The 18,986-nt window shown below is 59.4% G+C and carries 18 protein-coding genes and 5 pseudogenes; 13 read left to right on the top strand and 10 right to left on the bottom strand.

The features are described from left to right. Positions 1 to 686: 686 nt before the first annotated feature. Complete coding sequence (locus SB822_RS38125) at positions 687 to 1,331, bottom strand: IS5 family transposase (protein ID WP_410857032.1); 645 nt, start codon at positions 1,329 to 1,331, stop codon at positions 687 to 689. A 459-nt stretch (positions 1,332 to 1,790) separates the two neighbouring features. Here SB822_RS38125 and SB822_RS38130 point away from each other — a divergent pair, with 459 nt between their 5' ends. The 3 genes and pseudogenes from SB822_RS38130 to SB822_RS38140 all read left to right on the top strand — a co-directional run. Next, positions 1,791 to 2,285, top strand: a complete 495-nt coding sequence (locus SB822_RS38130; protein WP_410857033.1) for a hypothetical protein — start codon at positions 1,791 to 1,793, stop codon at positions 2,283 to 2,285. A gap of 482 nt (positions 2,286 to 2,767) precedes the next feature. Continuing rightward, the gene (locus SB822_RS38135; RefSeq protein ID WP_410857034.1) at positions 2,768 to 4,183 is read left to right on the top strand and encodes a response regulator receiver protein; all 1,416 of its coding nucleotides are present in this window, start codon (positions 2,768 to 2,770) and stop codon (positions 4,181 to 4,183) included. Between the two features lie 428 nt (positions 4,184 to 4,611). Then, positions 4,612 to 4,800: pseudogene (locus SB822_RS38140) on the top strand (divalent metal cation transporter); the annotation flags it as partial. A 183-nt stretch (positions 4,801 to 4,983) separates the two neighbouring features. Here SB822_RS38140 and SB822_RS38145 read toward each other — a convergent pair. Together SB822_RS38145 and SB822_RS38150 are read right to left on the bottom strand one after the other, a co-directional pair. Continuing rightward, positions 4,984 to 5,376, bottom strand: a complete 393-nt coding sequence (locus SB822_RS38145; protein ID WP_410857035.1) for a GNAT family N-acetyltransferase — start codon at positions 5,374 to 5,376, stop codon at positions 4,984 to 4,986. Positions 5,377 to 6,287: 911 nt separating this feature from the next. Further along, positions 6,288 to 6,692, bottom strand: a pseudogene (locus tag SB822_RS38150) (VIT1/CCC1 transporter family protein); the annotation flags it as partial. A 26-nt stretch (positions 6,693 to 6,718) separates the two neighbouring features. On the opposite strand from SB822_RS38150, the gene SB822_RS38155 reads away from it, so the two are divergent. The 5 genes and pseudogenes from SB822_RS38155 (at position 6,719) to SB822_RS38175 (ending at position 9,029) form a co-directional block, all read left to right on the top strand. Beyond that, positions 6,719 to 6,946: a VIT1/CCC1 transporter family protein gene (locus SB822_RS38155; protein WP_410857036.1), complete on the top strand. Its 228-nt coding sequence runs from the start codon at positions 6,719 to 6,721 to the stop codon at positions 6,944 to 6,946. Next, positions 6,909 to 7,168 (top strand): annotated as a pseudogene (locus SB822_RS38160) (EamA family transporter); the annotation flags it as partial. The gene SB822_RS38155 and the pseudogene SB822_RS38160, both read left to right, overlap by 38 nt. 582 nt (positions 7,169 to 7,750) lie before the next feature. Next, a complete protein-coding gene (locus SB822_RS38165; protein ID WP_090836282.1) occupies positions 7,751 to 8,086 on the top strand; it encodes a hypothetical protein in 336 nt (111 codons plus the stop codon). A gap of 288 nt (positions 8,087 to 8,374) precedes the next feature. After that, the gene (locus tag SB822_RS38170) at positions 8,375 to 8,647 is read left to right on the top strand and encodes a cold-shock protein (protein ID WP_410857067.1); all 273 of its coding nucleotides are present in this window, start codon (positions 8,375 to 8,377) and stop codon (positions 8,645 to 8,647) included. Between the two features lie 181 nt (positions 8,648 to 8,828). Beyond that, the gene (locus SB822_RS38175) at positions 8,829 to 9,029 is read left to right on the top strand and encodes a DUF2934 domain-containing protein (protein WP_090836283.1); all 201 of its coding nucleotides are present in this window, start codon (positions 8,829 to 8,831) and stop codon (positions 9,027 to 9,029) included. Positions 9,030 to 9,195: 166 nt separating this feature from the next. Here SB822_RS38175 and SB822_RS38180 read toward each other — a convergent pair. After that, positions 9,196 to 9,633, bottom strand: a pseudogene (locus SB822_RS38180) (flagellar motor protein MotB); the annotation flags it as partial. Positions 9,634 to 9,986: 353 nt separating this feature from the next. Between SB822_RS38180 and SB822_RS38185 the strand changes: the two are divergent. Then, the gene (locus tag SB822_RS38185; RefSeq protein ID WP_090836284.1) at positions 9,987 to 10,634 is read left to right on the top strand and encodes an isochorismatase family protein; all 648 of its coding nucleotides are present in this window, start codon (positions 9,987 to 9,989) and stop codon (positions 10,632 to 10,634) included. Between the two features lie 134 nt (positions 10,635 to 10,768). Further along, positions 10,769 to 11,686, top strand: coding sequence for an alpha/beta fold hydrolase (locus tag SB822_RS38190; protein WP_410857037.1), 918 nt, complete (start codon positions 10,769 to 10,771; stop codon positions 11,684 to 11,686). Positions 11,687 to 11,816: 130 nt separating this feature from the next. Here SB822_RS38190 and SB822_RS38195 read toward each other — a convergent pair whose 3' ends face one another. After that, positions 11,817 to 11,999, bottom strand: coding sequence for a winged helix-turn-helix transcriptional regulator (locus SB822_RS38195; protein ID WP_090836286.1), 183 nt, complete (start codon positions 11,997 to 11,999; stop codon positions 11,817 to 11,819). Continuing rightward, positions 11,974 to 12,102: a winged helix-turn-helix transcriptional regulator gene (locus tag SB822_RS38200; RefSeq protein ID WP_090836305.1), complete on the bottom strand. Its 129-nt coding sequence runs from the start codon at positions 12,100 to 12,102 to the stop codon at positions 11,974 to 11,976. Before SB822_RS38200 ends, SB822_RS38195 begins: the two co-directional genes overlap by 26 nt. Before the next feature lie 55 nt (positions 12,103 to 12,157). On the opposite strand from SB822_RS38200, the gene SB822_RS38205 reads away from it, so the two are divergent. After that, a complete protein-coding gene (locus SB822_RS38205) occupies positions 12,158 to 12,907 on the top strand; it encodes an SDR family NAD(P)-dependent oxidoreductase (RefSeq protein WP_410857038.1) in 750 nt (249 codons plus the stop codon). Between the two features lie 6 nt (positions 12,908 to 12,913). On the opposite strand, the gene SB822_RS38210 is transcribed toward SB822_RS38205, so the two are convergent. Both SB822_RS38210 and SB822_RS38215 read right to left on the bottom strand, forming a co-directional pair. Continuing rightward, entirely contained in the window at positions 12,914 to 13,105 is a 192-nt protein-coding gene (locus SB822_RS38210) for a hypothetical protein (protein ID WP_143055741.1), read from the bottom strand. 277 nt (positions 13,106 to 13,382) lie between these two features. Further along, positions 13,383 to 13,610 (bottom strand): annotated as a pseudogene (locus tag SB822_RS38215) (IS110 family transposase); the annotation flags it as partial. A gap of 583 nt (positions 13,611 to 14,193) precedes the next feature. Here SB822_RS38215 and SB822_RS38220 point away from each other — a divergent pair. Both SB822_RS38220 and ltrA read left to right on the top strand, forming a co-directional pair. Beyond that, entirely contained in the window at positions 14,194 to 14,886 is a 693-nt protein-coding gene (locus SB822_RS38220) for a phosphatase PAP2 family protein (protein WP_410857039.1), read from the top strand. Positions 14,887 to 15,477: 591 nt separating this feature from the next. Continuing rightward, positions 15,478 to 16,869, top strand: coding sequence for a group II intron reverse transcriptase/maturase (gene ltrA / locus SB822_RS38225; protein ID WP_410857040.1), 1,392 nt, complete (start codon positions 15,478 to 15,480; stop codon positions 16,867 to 16,869). 513 nt (positions 16,870 to 17,382) lie between these two features. Here the strand turns inward: ltrA and SB822_RS38230 are convergent. Both SB822_RS38230 and SB822_RS38235 read right to left on the bottom strand, forming a co-directional pair. Next, on the bottom strand, positions 17,383 to 18,549 hold the full coding sequence (locus tag SB822_RS38230; RefSeq protein WP_410857041.1) for a hypothetical protein: 1,167 nt from the start codon (positions 18,547 to 18,549) through the stop codon (positions 17,383 to 17,385). A gap of 97 nt (positions 18,550 to 18,646) precedes the next feature. After that, positions 18,647 to 18,970, bottom strand: coding sequence for a hypothetical protein (locus SB822_RS38235; RefSeq protein WP_410857042.1), 324 nt, complete (start codon positions 18,968 to 18,970; stop codon positions 18,647 to 18,649). Positions 18,971 to 18,986: the final 16 nt, after the last annotated feature.

Raw genomic sequence — 18,986 nt, forward strand, 5'->3', positions numbered from 1 at the left:
GCCAATTCAGTCGTTATCACTTTGTGATACTGGCCATCTGCATTGTCGGAATTAATGCGCGATATGACAGACAATAGCAACTTCCTGGCCGTCGAGGGGGAACGCCTGGTGCTGCGTGCACGATCGCATCGAACTATCCTTGTCTCCCATTTCGCGATATGGCCAAAAGGGAAGCCGTCCCGTCCGTCGCGACATGAAATCTAAGCTCGATGTGCATGATGCTTCGATGGCTCACCGGGCAACTGCCCACCTTCAGGTTGTCGAGCGGCATCCAGGATCGCGTCCAGCGCGCTCGACGAACCGCCGGCGGCGGCAAATTGAAATGGCAGCGACGCACCCCGGATAACCAAATGCGATGCGATGGAATAACTTCAGCCCAGTGGCGATAGCGCAAGAAGTCAGCAGTCGAGGCGGATCGCCCCGTCGTGCAGAAACGGTGCCTAACGCAACCTGAAGATTCTCGGTGCGGCCTCGCAGTATTAGCGCCCGCTCCATACTGACTCCCACGTGAGCCAGCAACGTTCAGGCTTAAGGCTGCACTGATCAAGCCGCGTAAACACGACAGGTTGCGACCAAGGCATGTGTAAACTTTCGAGATCGCGAATGACATCCGTAAAAGCGGGCATTCCGTCTCACGTTACGCCTCAAGGGAGCTCTGCGCAGGCTATTTGCCCGTCTTTGGCCCTTTACGGGCGCACCTGTGCCGTCGCGCGAGCTCGCCACATGTACAGATTGGCCAGCGCGAGTGCAACGAAGGCGCGATTGGCGTTCTTCGCCAGACCGCGATAGCGAACCTTCGTGAAGCCCCACAACCGCTTCACGACCGCGAACACATGCTCGACCCGGGCACGGATCTGCGACTTGTTGCGGTTCTTGCGGCGCGCCACCTCGTCGACGATGCCCTTGCGGCGCGTGCGCTTGTTGGTGAAGTCGCGCGCCTTCGGTGCCTTGCCATGGATCAGCGCTTTCTGGCTCGCGTATGCGCTGTCACCGTACACGCGTTGCTCCTCACCGTGCAGCAACTGTGGCAGCGGATGCTTGTCATGCACGTTCGCCGCCGTCACGACTGCGCGATGAGCCAGCCCGCTCTGACTGTCCACGCCGATATGGAGCTTCATGCCGAAATGCCACTGCTTGCCTTTGCGCGTCTGATGATTTTCGGGGTCACGCGCCTCGATCGCGTCCATCTCATCGAGAAACGCTTCGCGTCGCGTCGGTTTGCGCTGCGTCCCGAATCCCGCGCATTGATCGACAGCCATCGCCAGTGTCAGTTGCTTCATCATTTTTCGCTTTCGCCGTTGCATGCTCACGCTATAAGGCGTGACCGTCATGAACGGTGGACTTATTCAGCTTTGCCTTAAGCGGCTTAAACGCCTCGAACCGCCGCGCTTCCAGAACGCAGATGCAGAAACTGCCAGTCTGGAGAGAGCATTATCAGCGGGCGGGATGCACTCGATACTTGCTCAGACCTATTGGAGACGTCGTCTTTACGAAATCCAGGCAACGCCTGACTTGCCACATGACCAACGTGTGACGCTGGAAAAGCTGCTCGCCGTTCTGGAGAACCACGAGAAACAATACAGTAGCGAAACCCCTTTTCCGAGCTGGGCGGGCGCCCGGATTCTGCAGCGCAATCTTGTGGGCATTGGCCGACTGTGCGTGAACGCACAGCGAATTCGCGACAGCAAGCCTCATCATGGGTCGCTCGCGCACGTCACGGGCCGACGCCGCGGAACGTGTTTTCAGGTCGCGCGCGCGACCTGCGATGAACCGCGTGGAGGAACAGTGGTATGCCTATGGTTAAGCGGCGGGGTGTCGAGCATAATGCGGGGGCGCTTACCCTGTACGGGTCGGCCATCGTCAGAATTCGAGAGGCATTGATTCTCGCCGCGCGCGAGCAGCAGGTCGTGTCGTATCGCGATTTTCATGGTTTCTTTGGAGGCGCAGCTACGCTTCGTAAGCGGTTCGAGTTACTTGATCGCATTGTTCACGAGCTGGCTGACCCGGCCGACGCCGACTATGGTTCCCTCATGGCAAATTCCCAGGGCCTGCCGGGACCGGAGTTCCTGAGGCGGTATCGGGTCTTCCATGCTGACGAGTATGAAACTATCGTTGGTGGAGATGCCTTCACCCGGCCACGGTCGGCGCAGCGATTACGGATTGCGTTGACGGAACGTCGGCGGGTCTATCTTCATGCGAGCCATCAACGGCCTCCCTTTCTGGAAGTTCCCGTCTGGACGCCGGCCTTGCCCATTCGCAGACCGAACTCTCCCACGAAGCAATAGCCAGCCGTTCTGTCCGCAAGCGGGCGGTGTTTCGGTGCGGCCACATTGTTCCATTCAACGGGCGTTTCGACCGGCGAACATGTGGCCCATGTCTTTCAATAGAATGATTTGCTGAACAACTCCTCGGTCAAGGCCCTACACAGGGGAAGCGATGCCCATGTCAAACGACGTCCTCTCCAACCACGCATCACGGCGTTGTCATGGGGTCGCGGAAACCTCGCATGCGGCGCTCCGGTTCACGCGCGAGCTGATGGTCGGCAACTGATCGAGGACGATGCGCGGCATTTCGCGGCACGCAAGGGGAAAACTTGCATCCCACGCCGGACAAATTTTCAAAATGCCGCCGGCTCATTCACTGAACCTTCGATCAGGGACGCTATTGCCGATGGCACCGATGCTGCTTGCTCCTGCACGATGGACTGCGGCTAGTGCTGTGTCAGTACCCGCGCACTCATATGCGACTGTCAGACCGGACGCGACGAATGTTTGATGTAGCACTCCTGTGCAGTGACTTCGCCCGGATGTTCAGGCAGATGGCACCATCTTCATCTGGCTCTACGCGATGTAAGGTCTGGGTGGTGCCGTGTGCGCTCGTCTACGTGGAGCTGGATGGTACGGGTAGCCCAAACTGCACAAACGCCGATCCGTTCTGCTATCTCGAGCAGGCGATCACGCTTCATCGAAGCCTCAAGGCGGTTGGTCTGCCTGGACTGACCGTGGCAACCAATGTCACCGACCAGATTGAACGGCACCTCGCCGAAGTTGATTCTGATTCGCGTCCTCACGTCTTTCAGCTGGCAGCGTCGACACTGGCACTGCCAAGGATCACGCGGTTCTATAGCGCCCACTTCAAGCTGGACATGATGGAGCAGTTAGGCGCGACGCTAAAGGAAGGCGATCTGCTGCTGGTGCTCGATACCGACATGCTTGCCATTCGAACACTGGATGAAGAACTGCTGCGGCGCTGTTTGACGACCGGCGTGGGCGCCTTCGACATCTCCGATCAGGAGTTTTCGGCCTACGGCGATGCGCGCGTTATCGCCGATCTTGAAACGACTGCCGGTACCCGCCTGCGGAACCCCAGATGGTTCGGCGGCGAAGCGCTCCTGGCAACCGCGGGATTCATCAGCGAGCTGGTACCTCGCGCGCACGCGTGCTTTGATCGGTACAGGCAGGCGATGGGCGAACTGAATCACCACGGTGATGAAGTGTTTATTTCCGCAGCGCTCAATCTGCTTGCCGATGACGGACATCAGATCATCGATCTCGGTGCGCATCGACTTGTCGGACGTCACTGGTCCGGCAACACGCATCGCGATCTGCGCTGGTTCAAAGGATGTTCGCTGCTGCATCTGCCCGGATGCAAACGGCTGCTCGAGCGTCAGGCCCGCCGTCGGACGTTCAGCGCGGCGCACATCTGGCGCAGACTGGTGCTGTTGCACGAGCTGAATCGGCCCATCTGGCCGCTCAGACGCTGGATCCGCTCCACGGTGCGGCCGCGTCACCCTACACCCGCCCGTGCGGCAACGAACCCCGCCCCCAGGGTCGACGTCCTTGTTTTCGATCCGGATGCCAGGCGTTTGTCAATACTGGTTTCCAGGCTGACGTCGCTTGGCATGCAGGTCATGCCCACCATCACGACACAGCAAGCCCGGCTCGAAGCCGTGCGGCTCAATCCACGGGTCATGGTTGCTTCGAGCCCACTTCGGGTCATCAATGCTGGTGACCTGCCAGACGACGTGCTCGGCGTGCGGAACTGCACCCATCGTCCCGTCACGATTGCCTTCTCCATTGACGACGCGCGGCTGGACTGGGCGGAATGGGACCGGTGGTTTCCGCGCTCGACCGATCCTGCCGTGATCGTACGAGCGGTAGCGGATGTGCTCGGTCGTGGTTAGCGCGAGCGTTCTCCATACGTGCCGGTATCGTCCTTTCTGTGGTGAGAACGCGCAAGTTACCATCGCTACAGGCGCCAGGGAAGGCGGCGTTGTTCGGCAGTAGGAGCCGGTCCGTACGAAATGCAGCAAGCTCCTGCGCGTTGGCACGCTTCCCCGAGACGGCGTCTATCCACGATGTTCGCGCTGGTCGGTTTGCTCCTTCAAAGCTCCGGGAGGACGATCTGTTTCGTACCCCGGCCACTGGGCCAGCGGCGTTCGCCAGCAGTGACCCTGACGTATCATTTTTCGGCACATTGACTGCGTCGCGGACGGCGGTATCCGTGAACGTTTCGTCGGCCGCCAAAATCGGGGCGCGGTCCGGGCATGCGCCATGCGCTTCGTCGCAAAAAACCGAACGACAAGGCGCCAGCGGTGGGAAGGGAAACCTGATGTCCAGACCGATGAAACCTCGACCCGCGAGTGCCCCGGTCGCCGCCGGCACATGGCTGAGGCGGCTCGGACCGGGCCTCGTCACCGGCGCCGCTGACGACGACCCGGCGGGCATCGGCACATACTCGCGGGCGTGCGCGCAGTTCGGCTTCGGCCTCCTCTGGACGCTCTTCGTCACCTATCCGCTGGCCATGGAACCGACGCATGGCCGATTGTCGATGTTATCGATGTGGTGCTCGACAGAGCGAAGGAATGTTGCGCTCCGATCAACGGCATTTGACTCCGTCAACGCGGTGCCGGTCAGCGGCTGCGCACGCCGTGTCAGCACCCGGTCTCTCGCCAGCGTTTCACCGATTGCCTGACGTCATAGCTCACGACACGCGAAGGGCCAACGGACGGCGCCATTTAAGCAAGGCCTCCGCGTCGGTCTCAGCAGCGACATCGAAACCATGTTTTCGCAAAAGTTGCACCGCGGGGCTCCTCCGTCCGACGATCGCAGATACAACTACATTCGCCCGTCGCGCCTCGTCTTGTACGGCGGCCACCAGATCGCATGCCAGCCCCATCCTGTGGAAACCGGGCTCGACACGTACCGACCACAGTCGCCACTCTCCCGTCGTTTTCTCGATGACCAGTGCGCCGATGGGTATGTCGTTTTCGTACTCGATCGTCGCATCGTGCAACGGTATGTCCTTTGTTCCGGAATGCGCAATGTCCTCCAGCAGCTGACGGGGAGCTGCCAGACCGCCGGTGAATGGTTGCAAGTTACGCGAAACTGTCGGCTCGTCCCTCCAGTGCGGCGGGACAAAGCCTGATCCGCGCTACGGTCGTGACCGCCATCGTCTGCCCGCTGCGACTGAGTACAACTGCGTGGACGCCATGGTAGGCTCGATCAACGCTTCCTGCCGGTTGCATCGCTGGGCAACCGTTCTCGGGTGACTGTTATTTGGGATATGGGCGAAGCGGCGGCCTTCCAGCTTTGATCGCCATTTGCTCAGACAACCAGTAGTGACACGCCGACGCGTGAGACGCAAACTCGACCCCACGCTCACGCAACACACTCGCCCATTTCGTAACGGCGTTTATGGTCGGAGTTGGTTCCTCGCCGGTCCAAAGCGCCGCGACAATAAAGCGGTCCGCTTCTCCGGGGGAGCCACTGATGATGACCGCTGGAACACCCGTCAAATCCGTCGCGAAAACCGTCATGGTGGCGAGTCAGAGGGTCAAGATACGTTAATTTTAGCCTGTCCAAGGTGAAGGGCGAGATGTGCGGCGTAGCCGCGAGCCTCATCGCTTCATCGCTTCATCGCCGACGATAGCCCGGTCGGGCCCACGAATGAATGTCTCGGCCATTGCTGCCCGACTGGGATGGATCGGAAGACGATTCGCAAGTACAGCCGAACGGAAGTAAAAGCTCTCGGCAACCGAGGAGCCAAAACACGCCGAAGTTGCCGTTACTTATGATCGGGTACCTATCGGAGCGAACCAATGTACCGACGCCAGGCAACGAATATCGGATGAAAGTAACGAACATGGAGCAGCGTCAGTCCGTCAGCCGGGATCTTCCTCGCGCAACAGGCAAAAAGTGAATCAGGAACCTGAGTTCAGCGTCGGTAGATGCGGGCTTTCGGTCGCGCTAGCCCGGAGGTACTTCTTCGGACGGCGTCCAGGCCCCTCAGGCTGCCGCCCCAAACAAGGCGCCAACGCCCGAGGACACGGCCATTGCCAAAGCGCTCCAGAAGACAACGCGGATGATGCCGTAGCTGACTTTCGCCCCGCCAGCTTTCGCGGCCAACCCGCCCAGAGCAGCTAGCGAAACCAGAGTGGAAACGACGATGGCCGGCAGTAGCACCGACTCGGGCGCGAGGGCGACAACGATGACCGGCAACGCGGCACCGACCGCAAAGCTGCAGGCAGAAGCCAGTGCCGCTTGCAGCGGTCGGGCCGTAGTGACGTCCGAAATGCCAAGCTCATCGCGCGCGTGAGCACCCAGCGCGTCGTACGCCATCAGCTTTTCGGCAACCTGCCTGGCGAGCAGCAAATCCAAGCCCCGCCGGACATAGATTGCTGTTAGCTCTCGCAGCGCACACCGCTCACGGAAGCATTGTGCTCACGGCCGTCGCCGGTCTGGCTGCCGGAGCCATGTCGATGGCGACGGGCGACTACGTATCGGTTTCCTCGCAGGCGGACACTGAGAAGTCAGCCTTGGTCCAGGAACAGGCTGAGCAGTCTGCACTGAGCCGGTTTGCTGGCTTTTTAGGCGCCGCCCGTCGAATTCCAGCCGCACCATTGGTCTGGCGATTCGGCTACAGCGTTTGTCGTCGCGCTACGTAACCACGGCACAGCCGAACCGGCGCCTATTTTCTCGGTCGCGCCGGTATTTGGGGTGGCGTTATCGCTCATCGGCTGGCCTGAGATGCCTTCGCTGCTTTTTTGACGGCTGCAGTTATGGCTCTCGGAATCTGGCTGCACATCAGTGAGCGGCATGAACACCCGCACACTTACCAGGTCCTTGACCATAACCATCGGCACGGGCACCGGCACGACGAACACCATAATGTCGTGCTTGCCCCAGAACGGAGCGGAGGCATTGACACGCATGTAGCAGAGCGCGCGACGCCGTCGGCAGCTTCCTTCCCCGGTCTTGCCGACTGACGGGGACCGCGCCGCTGCAACGCGCATGTGACGCCAAAATACGTAGAGTTAACACTGGTTTTAGCGGTCGCGCGTTTAACGCAGAATGCTCATTCGACATGAAATCCCAATACATGGGCTGTCGTGCGGGCAACCGACTGCAGCGAATTCGTGCGGTTGCAGTGACGCGCCACAAACACTTCGGCGTGGACGAAGAAACGTGATGGAGATAACGCAATGACGGCGGCCGTGCGGACGTTACATCGAGGTTACCAACTTATCGCAAGGGCATGCCCAACACACAGTGGTCTGCATGCCGCCGACCTCGTTATCGAGAAGCCCGGCCGTGCGCGGGAGACGTTCGCCGCTCTGGACTACTTCTTTGACGACGATCAGGCGTTGAGGTATGCGACCCGCTGGGGACGCATCTGGTCGACCTGAATGCCTGAAGTCTGCATCACGCGTCAGCGCCGTGATTCGGACGGACAAACAACGGAGAATCGAATGCGCGATGTGCCACATATCGAAGCGTCGTCCTACATCCATACCGAAGAAAGGCTCAGGTTTCTCGCGCGTGATGCCCAGAACCCCAAGGCCGCCATCGTCTACTGGTTAGGGGCGGCTGAGCCGTCGCGCGAGTCCAGCTTTTTCGATGCCATGCAAAAATTCGGCGCGCTGATGCAACTGGTTCTGCCTGACGAGCGGCCAGGCGTCTTCGTAAAGCGCGATGCCGTTCAGAGCGTTATGGATTTTGGAAACGTGAAGCGACTCGTTTTCAGGGACGGCACCGCTCTGGATGTTCGATATGCCGGACCGTGTAGCGACCTGTGCGACGAGTGAACCGCGCAGCCATGCCCCCACAGTTCGTCCCGAGACGGTCCGCCGCCGTCACGCGCTGGCGCCGGGCTGCGAAGGCGTGGACGTCACGAGCCGTGAGTCTTGCTGCTGACGGCGCATTCCGGCTCCCCCGTAGCGGGCGGACACTGCGATTGAGCCAGGGCACTCGACGCAACTGTTGCAATAGATTTACGGCTTACGCGCGCCGGATTAAACGCGCTCTGCAAATTTATACGAGCGGGTGATGGCGACTGGAACGGTGAAGTGGTTTAACGACTCGAAGGGGTTTCGATTCATCACGCCGGACGACGGCGGGACGACCTGTTTGCCCACTTCTCCGGAATCAGCGCAGCAGGCTTCAAGATCTTGCAGGAGAATCAGAAGGTCAGTTTTGACGTGGAGATGGGTCCAAAGGGCAAGCACGCATCAAAACGATTGGCATTTACCAGTACGACGCCAGACGGACCGGACATCGTGCGATTCGAAGATGCAGACTTTTCCCTGGACCGGGTTGATATTTGCCGCCTGCTTTCAAGGCGGAGTCGTGCGGGAGCGCTTTGTTAAAAAAGTGACGCCCGGCACTCGGCGTCGAAATCCGGCATCAAACACGAAGCCAGTTCTAAGCTGAGGAGGGCTGGGCCTTCCTGCTCGCGCGTCCGCCCTTGCCTGTTCCGCCGTCGAAACGGTAGGCCAGGCGGCATCATGTGTGGCTGTTCGTGAATAACAACCTACTTGAGAAACTGCAATGGACACGGTTTCGCGGGCAGAGAAGATTCGTGTGCGTGCCTACGAGCTCTGGGAAAAAGACGGCAGTCTCGAGGGATGCGCCGACGAGTACTGGCAGCAGGCCCGGGCCCAGATAGACGAAGAAGAATCGGCGGCCGACGGGAGCGGAACTGATTCAACAAGCCGGCTGACCAGGTCACGAAAACCGGACGCGGAGTAGGAGCCGCGCCGTCGAGCGCCCAGGGAACCATAACTCCTGCAAACGAACCGTTCGGCGGCGCAGTGCACGCGACGCCTCCTTCCGTTGTCGCGGTGCAGCCCGGTCGTCGATGACACTGGGACTGGCACGCAAATGGGCGCGCGTGACACAGACCGTCCCCTGGACATCAGTACTGCACCAATATGGTCACGCGGCGATTCATCGAGCGTGAAACAGCGGCGTCGCCCGTTACAAGCGGAAAGTTGTCTGCGCGGCCGACCGCAGCAAGCCGACGCGGCCCAATACGTCTGTCGACAATAAACCGCACCACGGCCCCCGCCCTTGCCGAAGACAGCTCCCAGTTCGACGCGTATCGGGCGTTCGAAATGGGCACGCTATCCGTATGCCCTTCGACCAGGATCCTGTTGTCCGTCTGTTTTCGCAGTGCCGTAGCTATCTCATCGAGCACATCATACGATTGCGGGAGCAGGCGTGCGTCACCTGAATTGAAAAGCACGCGCGCATCGATCCCGATTTCGATATCCTGTGGGCCGCTTTTGACCGTTATCTGTTTCTTGTCTTTCAATGGCTCGAGCTGCGACAACAGGTTCTTCCTGGCAGCCTCCCGCCTCCGGCGATCAGATCAGCCTCGCCGCCGTTTTTCATCGCCACCCTGTCGTGACTGACGCGTGTCTTTGCCGCCATCTACGGACGTTGAACCACGCGTTCACACCGACGTTCGAACGTCAGCTTCACCCGGACAACGGACCGTCGTGTGCGGATAATCTGTGTTGCGTCGTCGGCGGCCAGGCTTCACACCCTGGGATACCAGCGCATTTTCAAATGGGCCTGCCGCCGTGATCAGCAAAAAGCGTCAACATTCCGCATTGCTAAACGGTGGCTGCTAACCTAACCTTCCTAACACTTAATGTAAGCGGAGGCTCGGCGGCCATCCGTCTCTCTACTATAGGACTCGGCATGAACTGTGATCCAACCGATACGGCCGTGGTCTTCATCGACCCGCAGAACGACGTGCTGAGCCCGACGGGCAAGAACTGGGGTGCGGTGGGCGCTAGCGTCACGGAAAACAGAACCGTCGAAAACATGTTGAGGATCTTCAAGGCCGCAAAAGCCGCGAAGGTCAATGTATTCATATCTCCACATTACTTCTTTCCGACCGATCGCGCATGGAAGTTCAACGGTCCGCTGGAAGCGGACGAGTTCGCAACCGGTACGTTCGCGCGAGAAGGCGCTCTGAACCTCCAGGGATTTGAGGGCTCGGGCGCAGATTGGCTGGCGGAGTTCAAACCTTACATTGATGACGGCCAAACCATCGTCGTGAGTCCCCACAAGGTCTTCGGTCCGCAAACTAATGACCTTGTCCTGCAATTGCGCAAACGTCACATGAGCAAAGTGGTGCTCGGCGGCATGCTCGCCAACATGTGCGTGGAGGCTCATTTGCGGGACTTGCTCGAGCAGGGCTTCGAGGTGTCGGTCGTAGCCGATGCAACCGCAGGGCCTCGTCATCCCGTTTGGGGTGATGGCTATAAAGCCGCGATGATCAACTACGCGTTTCTCGCCCACGCCGTCGTATCCACTGACAACGTCATCGCAGCGATGACTTGAATCTCTGTGTTGGCGTCCGAACTTCCTCGCTTCACATGCCTGTCTGTGCAGCTTATACACAGTGCTGAGCCGCGGCTCGATATCCTCGGGCAAAAGTGATCGCGAATCGGCCATCCGACCCAAGGAGCATCGCAATGGCCAGCTCAGCTTCGAGTACTTCGTCTGCTGCCAACCGCACCAATCCTGCCGTTCCCGTCACGCATCATCGAACGGCGCTTGTGGATGGATTGAAGATCTTCTACCGTCAGGCCGGTCCGCTGGACGCTCCCGTTGTCCTGCTATTGCATGGTTTTCCAACCTCTTCACACATGTTCAGGAACCTGATTCCTGCACTCGCCGACCGCTATCACGTCGTTGCGCCGGACTACCCCGGCTATGGTCAGAGCGACATGCCGGATCGTGCCGAATTTGCCTACACGTTTGATCGCTATGCCGAACTAGTGGACGGCCTGCTCGACCAGCTCGGCACGCGTCGGTACACGATGTATGTCATGGACTATGGCGCGCCCGTGGGCTGGCGGCTTGCTCTCAAGCATCCGGACCGCGTGGCAGGTTTTATCGTTCAGAACGGAAATGCCTACGACGAGGGCCTCAAAGGATTTTGGGATCCGATCAAGGCCTATTGGGCCGACGGCTCGGACGCTAGCCGGAAAGCATTGCTGCCGCTGCTCACGCTCGAGACGACCATTTTTCAGTATACCGACGGCGTGTCCGACCGCACGCGTGTTTCCCCGGACAACTGGGTCCATGACCAGGCGCTGCTCGATCGCCCCGGCAACAACGACATCCAGCTCGACCTGTTCTATGACTATCGAACCAACCTGCCTCTTTACCCGAAGGTGCAGGCGTATTTCCGGGAGTTTAAGCCGTCGATGCTGATCGTGTGGGGCAAAAATGACGTCATCTTTCCTGCGGACGGCGCGTATCCGTACAAAGAGGATTTGCCGGACGTTGAGACCCATCTGCTCGACACGGGCCATTTCGCGCTGGAAGACAAGGCGGACGAGATGGTGCCGCTAATACGCGACTTCCTTGCTCAAAAGGCCGATTAGGACCGTGATTGGATCTGTTGGTCATTCCTATGCTGACGACGAGTTTCGCTGGCATTGACATTTACTGTGCGTGTCGGTTCGCTGGGTGTGGTCCTTGAACGCTTGCGCCATGCCCACACTTGCGCGGATTTCACCTAATGGATGCCTTGCGGTCTGCGATCAACTCGCCGACCTCCATGGCATGTGCCGAGCCGCACTCGCATAACGGGGCGGGCGCGCCTGCCAGGGTCAGGCCGAATGCTGTTAGCGAGCATTCGACTCGCCGCGGAATCTCCTTGTAGTCGACACTATTGACGAGGCCATCTGTCTCCAATTCCTTCCAATTGCCGGATTAGCAGCTTTTGGCTAACTGCTCCGCTCGCCCGCTTTAGGTGTCCATAACGTCGTGCGTCGTGTGCGAGGTGAATCAGGATCAGGGCTAAGGTCTACGATGCCCGGACGCAATTTATGATTTTTGCAAGGAGCACGCATATGGGTAGGCTGACGGGAAAGGTCGCGCTGGTGACCGGGGGCAATAGCGGCATCGGCCTCGCGAGCGCGAAGCGCTTCGTCGATGAGGGGGCGTTCGTGTTCATCACGGGGCGACGTCAGACCGAGCTGGACAAGGCTGCGGCGGCCGTCGGGCACGACGTGCGGGCGCTTCAGGGCGACGTGTCAAAGCTCGATGATCTCGACCGGATTTTCGCGGCAGTGCAGGCGGAGAAGGGGCATCTCGATGTGCTGTTCGCGAACGCTGGACTAGGCTCGCTTGCGCCGCTCGGAGCGATCACGGAGGCGCAATTCGATCTTACATTCAACGTCAACGTGAAAGGGACGCTGTTCACGGTCCAGAAGGCGTTGCCGCTCATGAACGCAGGCGGCTCGATCATCCTTACCGGGTCGACGACAGGTTCGAAGGGGACGCCGGCGTTCAGCGTATATAGCGCAACGAAAGCGGCAATCCGCAATTTCGCGCGCAGCTGGGCGCTCGATCTGAAAGACTCCGGAATCCGCGTGAACGTACTGTCTCCCGGTGCAACGGCGACGCCGGGCCTGATGGAGAGTCTTGTCTCGGGCGCTCAGCTCGATGCGATGCTCGGCGTGCTTAAAGTGCAGACGCCGCTCGGGCGTATAGCTGATCCGGATGAAACGGCTGCCGTGGCGCTGTTCTTGGCGTCGGACGAGAGTAGCTTTATGACCGGCAGTGAAGTGTTTGTCGACGGCGGTTTGGCGCAGGTCTAATAAGCTTTAACAAGTGCGACGCGTGTCGCCGTCCGCCGGACGTAAATCGGCAATGTAGTGGATGGCAAAGCTCTTCTCTGCCTTGTCACATTCAACAACCTGAATATCGGAGTTTGAAGCCGTGACCTGCTGTACGACCAGCAGTTGCCTTCTATGAGGAGAAATAGTCAAGGCTTTTTTGGTTTCCGGGCTTTTCATGGGATCGGTACATTTTCTGCCTTCTTAGGTTCTCGTCATGCAGGCGCATTGGGGGACGAAACTATCTCGCACGTATCTGAAGCGCGTTGCGCACGTGAGACGTTCACCTCTCACCGCCTTCTATTCGCCGGCGGACAGCCGGCCGCATCCTATGCGCGTTACGCTGGAAGGTTCACCAGGAGTACGCCCCATCTATATCGTTCGGTTGCTGTCGAGCAACCCGGCAAGTACCTGTTTCATTTGATCCGTTGCTGCGCTGCCTGATGGATAGGTGTCCTTATCGCATCTTGAGTTCAGCACCTTCGGGAATCACACCGTCCTTGAGGTAGCGCCACAGCACGATGACCAGGCGGCGTGCCACCGCGACAATCGCAATACGTCGAGCGCGTCGGTTGGCGCCAGTGCCCTTCGTGCGCTCGTTGAACCAGCGGGTGAGCAGGCTGCCGGGCTGATACCGCATCCACGTCCATGCCGTTTCAATCAGTAACGCGCGCACGCGCCGGTTGCGATCTGTCGTTGTCGACGGGTGTTATGTCAAACGGATCCATCCGACTCCCCTTACCTGCCCTAACCCGCGCTGCCCGGTATGCCCGCTGATCGGCCTCAGCTGACATTCACGTGTCGCCGTTGGTAGGGCGGCTTTGGGTTGCTCTTTCGCCATTCGAACCTCCGCGATCGCGAATGTCAGGTTTCGCTATCTGCGGATGAGTACTCTCGACCCGGCGCAGATAGTCATCATCCAGCAAACTGTGCGGCGCGTCTCGGAATGCAGCGGACATTCGAGGGACGAGACCGTCGGCGGATTCTCGGCCGAAGCTCGAGGGTCACCCAAGGACAGTGGATCGCATTTCCACTACGACTATCGACGCGCTGATCGACGAGTATCGAGAAGGTGTCGCCATAACTAAACGAGATTTTCCGATGAACGTGGCCGACCGACGAGGATACTCGCGCAGTAAGCCGTCAGTGAAAGTTGGTGATGAAATTGGTCAGTAAAAGTTGTCAGGAAAAGTAAAGCACCGAAAATGCGGCCCATTCAGTGGGCTATGCTAACCCCGGTGCGACTAGCTCGAGTTTCTTACTAAATAATGAATAGCTTCGATTCGTCTATCGAAACATATCTTTCCAACATACACTTTGGTCAATTCGCGATCCGAACCATAGAAGCCATCGCTGACCTTTACACCTTCAAAGGCCTCGTACTCATTCCCGTGCTGTGGTGGATGTGGTTTCAGCAGGACGAGCGCCGCGAATGGCGGCGAGAAATGGTTCTCGCGACGCTTCTCAGTGGCCTCGTGGCGCTCTTCGTCGGAAGACTGCTGACCCATTGGTTGCCGTTCAGAGTGCGCCCCGTCTATAGCGCCGATCTGCATCTGCACTTTGCAGGTAGCAATATCAAGGACGCACTGCTGACGAGTTGGAGTTCCTTCCCAAGCGATCACGCGATGCTATGGATGTCGGTCGCCAGCGGCATCTTCCTCGTGTGGCGTGGCATCGGTGTGCTGGCGATTCTCTATACCGTGCTGTTCATTTGCGTTCCGCGCGCCTATCTTGGCTTTCACTACCCAACCGATTTGCTGATGGGCGCCGCTGTGGGAATCGGAATTACCTATGTCATGACGCGAGACGCGATCCGCGTGCGCTACGCGACTCGGGCGCTGCGATGGATCGAACTCCGCCCGGGGCCTTCAGCGATGCTGGCCTTTATTCTGTGCATCGAACTCGTTACGCAGTTCGACGAACTCCGCAAGCTGGCGAGTGGTGTGATCAAAAATCTATGAACCACGCGTTGCGGTGCGGAGCTGGAAGCGTGTCGATGGTGGCGCCGCCCGAGCGAGTGATTTTATCGAAGCCAGGTTCGTCGATGCGACACTTGTCGCTGTAATCGAAACGGCCGCTCAAAAGCGGAGCAGTTGCACAAATGTCCATGTGACGTTCTAGATGAACGGCGCTTCATGGCGTGCGCCGTGCAAAGGCGGCGCTTTTCCTGTGGGTGAAAGCCCCACCCGGCAACCGCTCCAGCCGGAAGCAACCGGAGCAATCGTGGAGGTAACGAAGCGGTTGAAGCCTTCGGTGAAGCATGTCACGAAATACGGTGACAGCGCGAGTGTGCAGGCCGTAACGCGAGTGAACGCCGAGCAAGCCTCGAAAACGTCGATGCGCAGGCCGACCCGATTGCCATGTCGGGGAAGGCTGATACGGCTGGGTGTATGAGCAGGCAGGACGCCCAGTCGCTGCGCCGGGGTAGTGGCGACAGCATGTACACAAGGAAAGCGCACGCAACACGGGAAACCCCCTGGCGTGGTCAGGGATGACCAACCGGACGCCCGCGAGGGACAGGCCGGGCGCCTTGGGGTGGCGGAGAGGCCCGTATGACTGTTGAAGCCGGTGTAATGCTGGTGGAGGGAAGGGGCCTCAGTTCAAGACTGACGCAATACGTAGTGAGGACGTGGAGATTGGGCAACCTATCAACTCCGATTCGTGTTCAGAAGCTGCAGATGGCGTTACACGCGAAAGCGAAGGCAGAAGCCGGGTACCGTTTCTACGCTCTGTACGACAAGATCTATCGCGAGGATGTGCTGGCGCATGCGTACGCTCAGTGTCGCTCGAACAGGGGCGCACCGGGTGTCGATCGGCAGGACTTCGCGGAGGTCGAGGCGTATGGGGTGTCGAAGTGGCTCGGCGAACTGGCGCTTGCGCTCAGGCAGGAGACTTACCGGCCGGACCCTATCAGAAGAGTGTTTATCCCGAAGGCCAATGGCAAGCTGAGGCCTCTGGGCATCTCGACCTTGCGTGATCGGGTGTGCATGACAGCAGCGATGCTGGTGCTCGAACCGATCTTCGAAGCGGACCTTCCACCGGAGCAGTACGCTTACCGCCCGGGCCGCAATGCCCAGCAGGCAGTGATCGAGGTGGAGGAACGGTTGCATCGAGGGCAGACGGACGTCGTTGACGCCGATCTCGCGGACTACTTTGGAAGTATTCCGCACGCCGATTTGATGTTGTCGCTGGCGCGACGCATCGTTGATCGGCGTGTACTGCATCTGATCAGGATGTGGCTGGAATGCTCCGTAGAAGAAACCGATAACCGAGGCCGGAAGAAGCGTACGACGGAGGCCCGAGATAGCAGGCGTGGCATTCCGCAAGGTTCACCCATCTCACCGCTACTCGCGAATATTTATATGCGCCGGTTTGTGTTGGCATGGAAGAAGCTCGGACTTGAGCGAAGTCTTGGCAGTCGAATCGTGACCTACGCGGACGATCTGGTGATCCTGTGCAGGCGAGGCAAAGCTGAAGAAGCGTTGTCGCGACTACGCGAGATCATGAGCAAGCTGAAGCTGACGGTTAACGAGGAGAAGACCCGAATCTGCGAGGTTCCGGAAGGTGAATTCGACTTCCTGGGTTACACGTTTGGGCGGTTGTACTCTGCGACGACTGGCCAGGCCCGCATGGGCATGCGCCCGTCGAAGAAGAGTATCCGGCGCATGGTTGAGAAGGTTCATGCGTTGACCGCCGCTTCGATGACGTGGATGGACACCACGGAGCTGATTGGCAAATTGAACCGCACGCTACGCGGCTGGGCGAACTACTTCAAGGTAGGCACCGTCCGTCGCGCATATCGGGCGCTCGATAGCTACACCAGCGCGCGGTTGCGTCGGTGGTTACGTACCAAGCACAAGGTAAGACGTCGCAGGGGCGGGAGCTATCCACCCTCGCACCTCTACGGGCACTTTGGTCTCGTTCGTCTACAAGGGCCTTGGTAATGACTTGCCGTGTACGAAGGCGTGATGTCTTGTCCGAGAGCCGGATGCGGGAGATCTGCATGTCCGGTTCGATGAGCGGGTTGTGGAAACGGGGTTAAGGCAAGGATATTCGGGCACCGCCAGACGAAAGGGGCGGCAACAGACAAACCGAACCTAATGCTACCGCGCCACAACTCGACTCTACCGTAAGTTCGCGTTCAAACTATTCGCCCGAAAGCTGACGTGGCGAAATTCAATGTCGGCTCTGTAGAACGTTCATCGAACTGGTGCTCTCGGCCACAGCGGCCGGTCACGTTTGTGTAACGGCTGACCGTTGATTGGGGCAAACCGGCCATTCGAATTTTGCATCCTGATTCGAATGGCCGTCGGTACAGTCGGCTGTTTTTCCACTGTCTAATGGTCGCGCGATGCTAACCTTCGTGCGGAATTTATCGGCCCTACCCAGACTTTAGGTCGCCGAAAAAATAGGCATACTACTACAAGTCTGTCGCGGCCACGGTTGAAATCGATGCTCTATTGCGGCTCGTACCATGAGTACGTCGCCAGTGTATTCACCGGCTTGCCGATCTGCAGCGTGATATCCCGATGCGAGATCAACCCGATACTGCGCAAATCCCCTTCGTAGCGCCGCACGTCGCCGTTGTCATTGATGTATGCGACTACCGTTCCCGCTACCCCCGCAACGTTCGTGCTCGATAACGTTTGCCCCCAGATATCGAAGAACTGGCCGAGCGTGAAAGTCTTCAAGTTCGGCGTTTCGATGTGGATGATTCCCGTCGAATCGTGCGTGTGCATCTCATAGTTGCACTGCGAGAGAATGCCGACGTTCGCGGGCAACGCGAGCGACTGACCGTCGCTGACGATCGCCAGATGCGCGTGCACGTGGTACAGCTCGCTCATGCCCGACGCGCAGACCAGGCCATCGACATCGGCGCCTGTGCCGCCTGTCGACGTATTGCCATTCTGCCAGTGCGCGGAGCCGACGGTGCCACCGTATGCCAGCACCGTCTGGTTGGGATCGAAAGACGGCGGATCGGTCCAGTTGAACGTGGGGATCTGTCCGAGCGGCGAGCCGATTTCTATCGACACTTCGCCGTGCGCGGGCAGCACGAGACTGGCGGGATCGCCCGTATATTTGGTGAGCTGACCGCTGTTGTTCACGTAGATGGTGATAGGAGTCGACGTCAGTCCCGCGACATTCGTCGCCGTGAGCGGCTGGCCCCAGATCGCAAAGAACTGGCCGAGCGTGTACGATGCATTCGAGCTCACGTCCATGCGGATCTTACCCGTTTCGTCATCTGTGTGCAGCGGATACGTGCAACCCGTTTGCGCGGCCATCGTCGGCGCGACCGTGCCGATGTTCGGGGGTAGCGCGAGCGGCCTGCCGTTCAGATAGATCGACAGATGCGAGTAGGTGTAGACATTGCCGCGCGCGCCGCAATTCAGGCCGCTGACAGGCTGGCCCGTGCCGCCCGTCTGTGTCGAACCAGCGGGCCAATAGTCGTCGCCGACCTTGCTGCCGTCGACGAGCGCGGTCGCGGTCGCCAGCGTCGGCTGGCTTGTGTTCGCGCTTGGCGCGCCCGGCGAGGTGCCCGATCCACCGCCGCCTCCGCCGCCGCAACTCGCCAACATCAGAATGGCGCCAACCGTGACGATCCGTGAAAAGATGCCGTACGACATGTCGATCTCCGCCTATGTAATGTAACTAACGTGCCGTTGCACGGCATCTCGTGATTGCGCAACTGCGCGAGCGCGCGTCGCGCTTGTACTGGCCGCCCTACCGCGCGCCGCTAACGAACGCCTTGAGCCGCTGCAACAGCGCCGACAACGGACCTTCACGACGATGCGCTTGCGCAAGGCGATGCGGCATGCGCTGCAGATCGTGCCAGTCCGTTTCCAAGGAGCGCGCGTGGCCCGCTGGCGTAAACGGCCACACGGTTGCCGACGCGTGCACGGTGCGCGTCACAGCCTGCTCGTTCTCTTTCGCGCTGTCGAGGTATGCGTTGATCGCCGATGCCTCTCGCTCGGCGGCTTCCCGGGACATCGTCGCAACGAAGTCGTCCAGCCCTTCGATATGAACGCACCAAAGCTGCTCGCTCAAGACGCGCTCCTGATGA

The sequence above is a fragment of the Paraburkholderia sp. SIMBA_054 genome (genome assembly GCF_046534875.1).
Lineage (GTDB): Bacteria > Pseudomonadota > Gammaproteobacteria > Burkholderiales > Burkholderiaceae > Paraburkholderia > Paraburkholderia hospita.

Excerpts from the sequence above, each read along its gene's own strand:
- SB822_RS38125 (WP_410857032.1), bottom strand. The coding sequence starts at position 1,331 with ATGACGGTCACGCCTTATAGCGTGAGCATGCAACGGCGAAAGCGAAAA.
- SB822_RS38130 (WP_410857033.1), top strand. The coding sequence starts at position 1,791 with ATGCCTATGGTTAAGCGGCGGGGTGTCGAGCATAATGCGGGGGCGCTT.
- SB822_RS38135 (WP_410857034.1), top strand. The coding sequence starts at position 2,768 with ATGTTTGATGTAGCACTCCTGTGCAGTGACTTCGCCCGGATGTTCAGG.
- SB822_RS38165 (WP_090836282.1), top strand. The coding sequence starts at position 7,751 with ATGCGCGATGTGCCACATATCGAAGCGTCGTCCTACATCCATACCGAA.
- SB822_RS38175 (WP_090836283.1), top strand. The coding sequence starts at position 8,829 with ATGGACACGGTTTCGCGGGCAGAGAAGATTCGTGTGCGTGCCTACGAG.
- SB822_RS38185 (WP_090836284.1), top strand. The coding sequence starts at position 9,987 with ATGAACTGTGATCCAACCGATACGGCCGTGGTCTTCATCGACCCGCAG.
- SB822_RS38190 (WP_410857037.1), top strand. The coding sequence starts at position 10,769 with ATGGCCAGCTCAGCTTCGAGTACTTCGTCTGCTGCCAACCGCACCAAT.
- SB822_RS38205 (WP_410857038.1), top strand. The coding sequence starts at position 12,158 with ATGGGTAGGCTGACGGGAAAGGTCGCGCTGGTGACCGGGGGCAATAGC.
- SB822_RS38210 (WP_143055741.1), bottom strand. The coding sequence starts at position 13,105 with ATGAAAAGCCCGGAAACCAAAAAAGCCTTGACTATTTCTCCTCATAGA.
- SB822_RS38220 (WP_410857039.1), top strand. The coding sequence starts at position 14,194 with ATGAATAGCTTCGATTCGTCTATCGAAACATATCTTTCCAACATACAC.
- ltrA (WP_410857040.1), top strand. The coding sequence starts at position 15,478 with ATGACTGTTGAAGCCGGTGTAATGCTGGTGGAGGGAAGGGGCCTCAGT.
- SB822_RS38230 (WP_410857041.1), bottom strand. The coding sequence starts at position 18,549 with ATGTCGTACGGCATCTTTTCACGGATCGTCACGGTTGGCGCCATTCTG.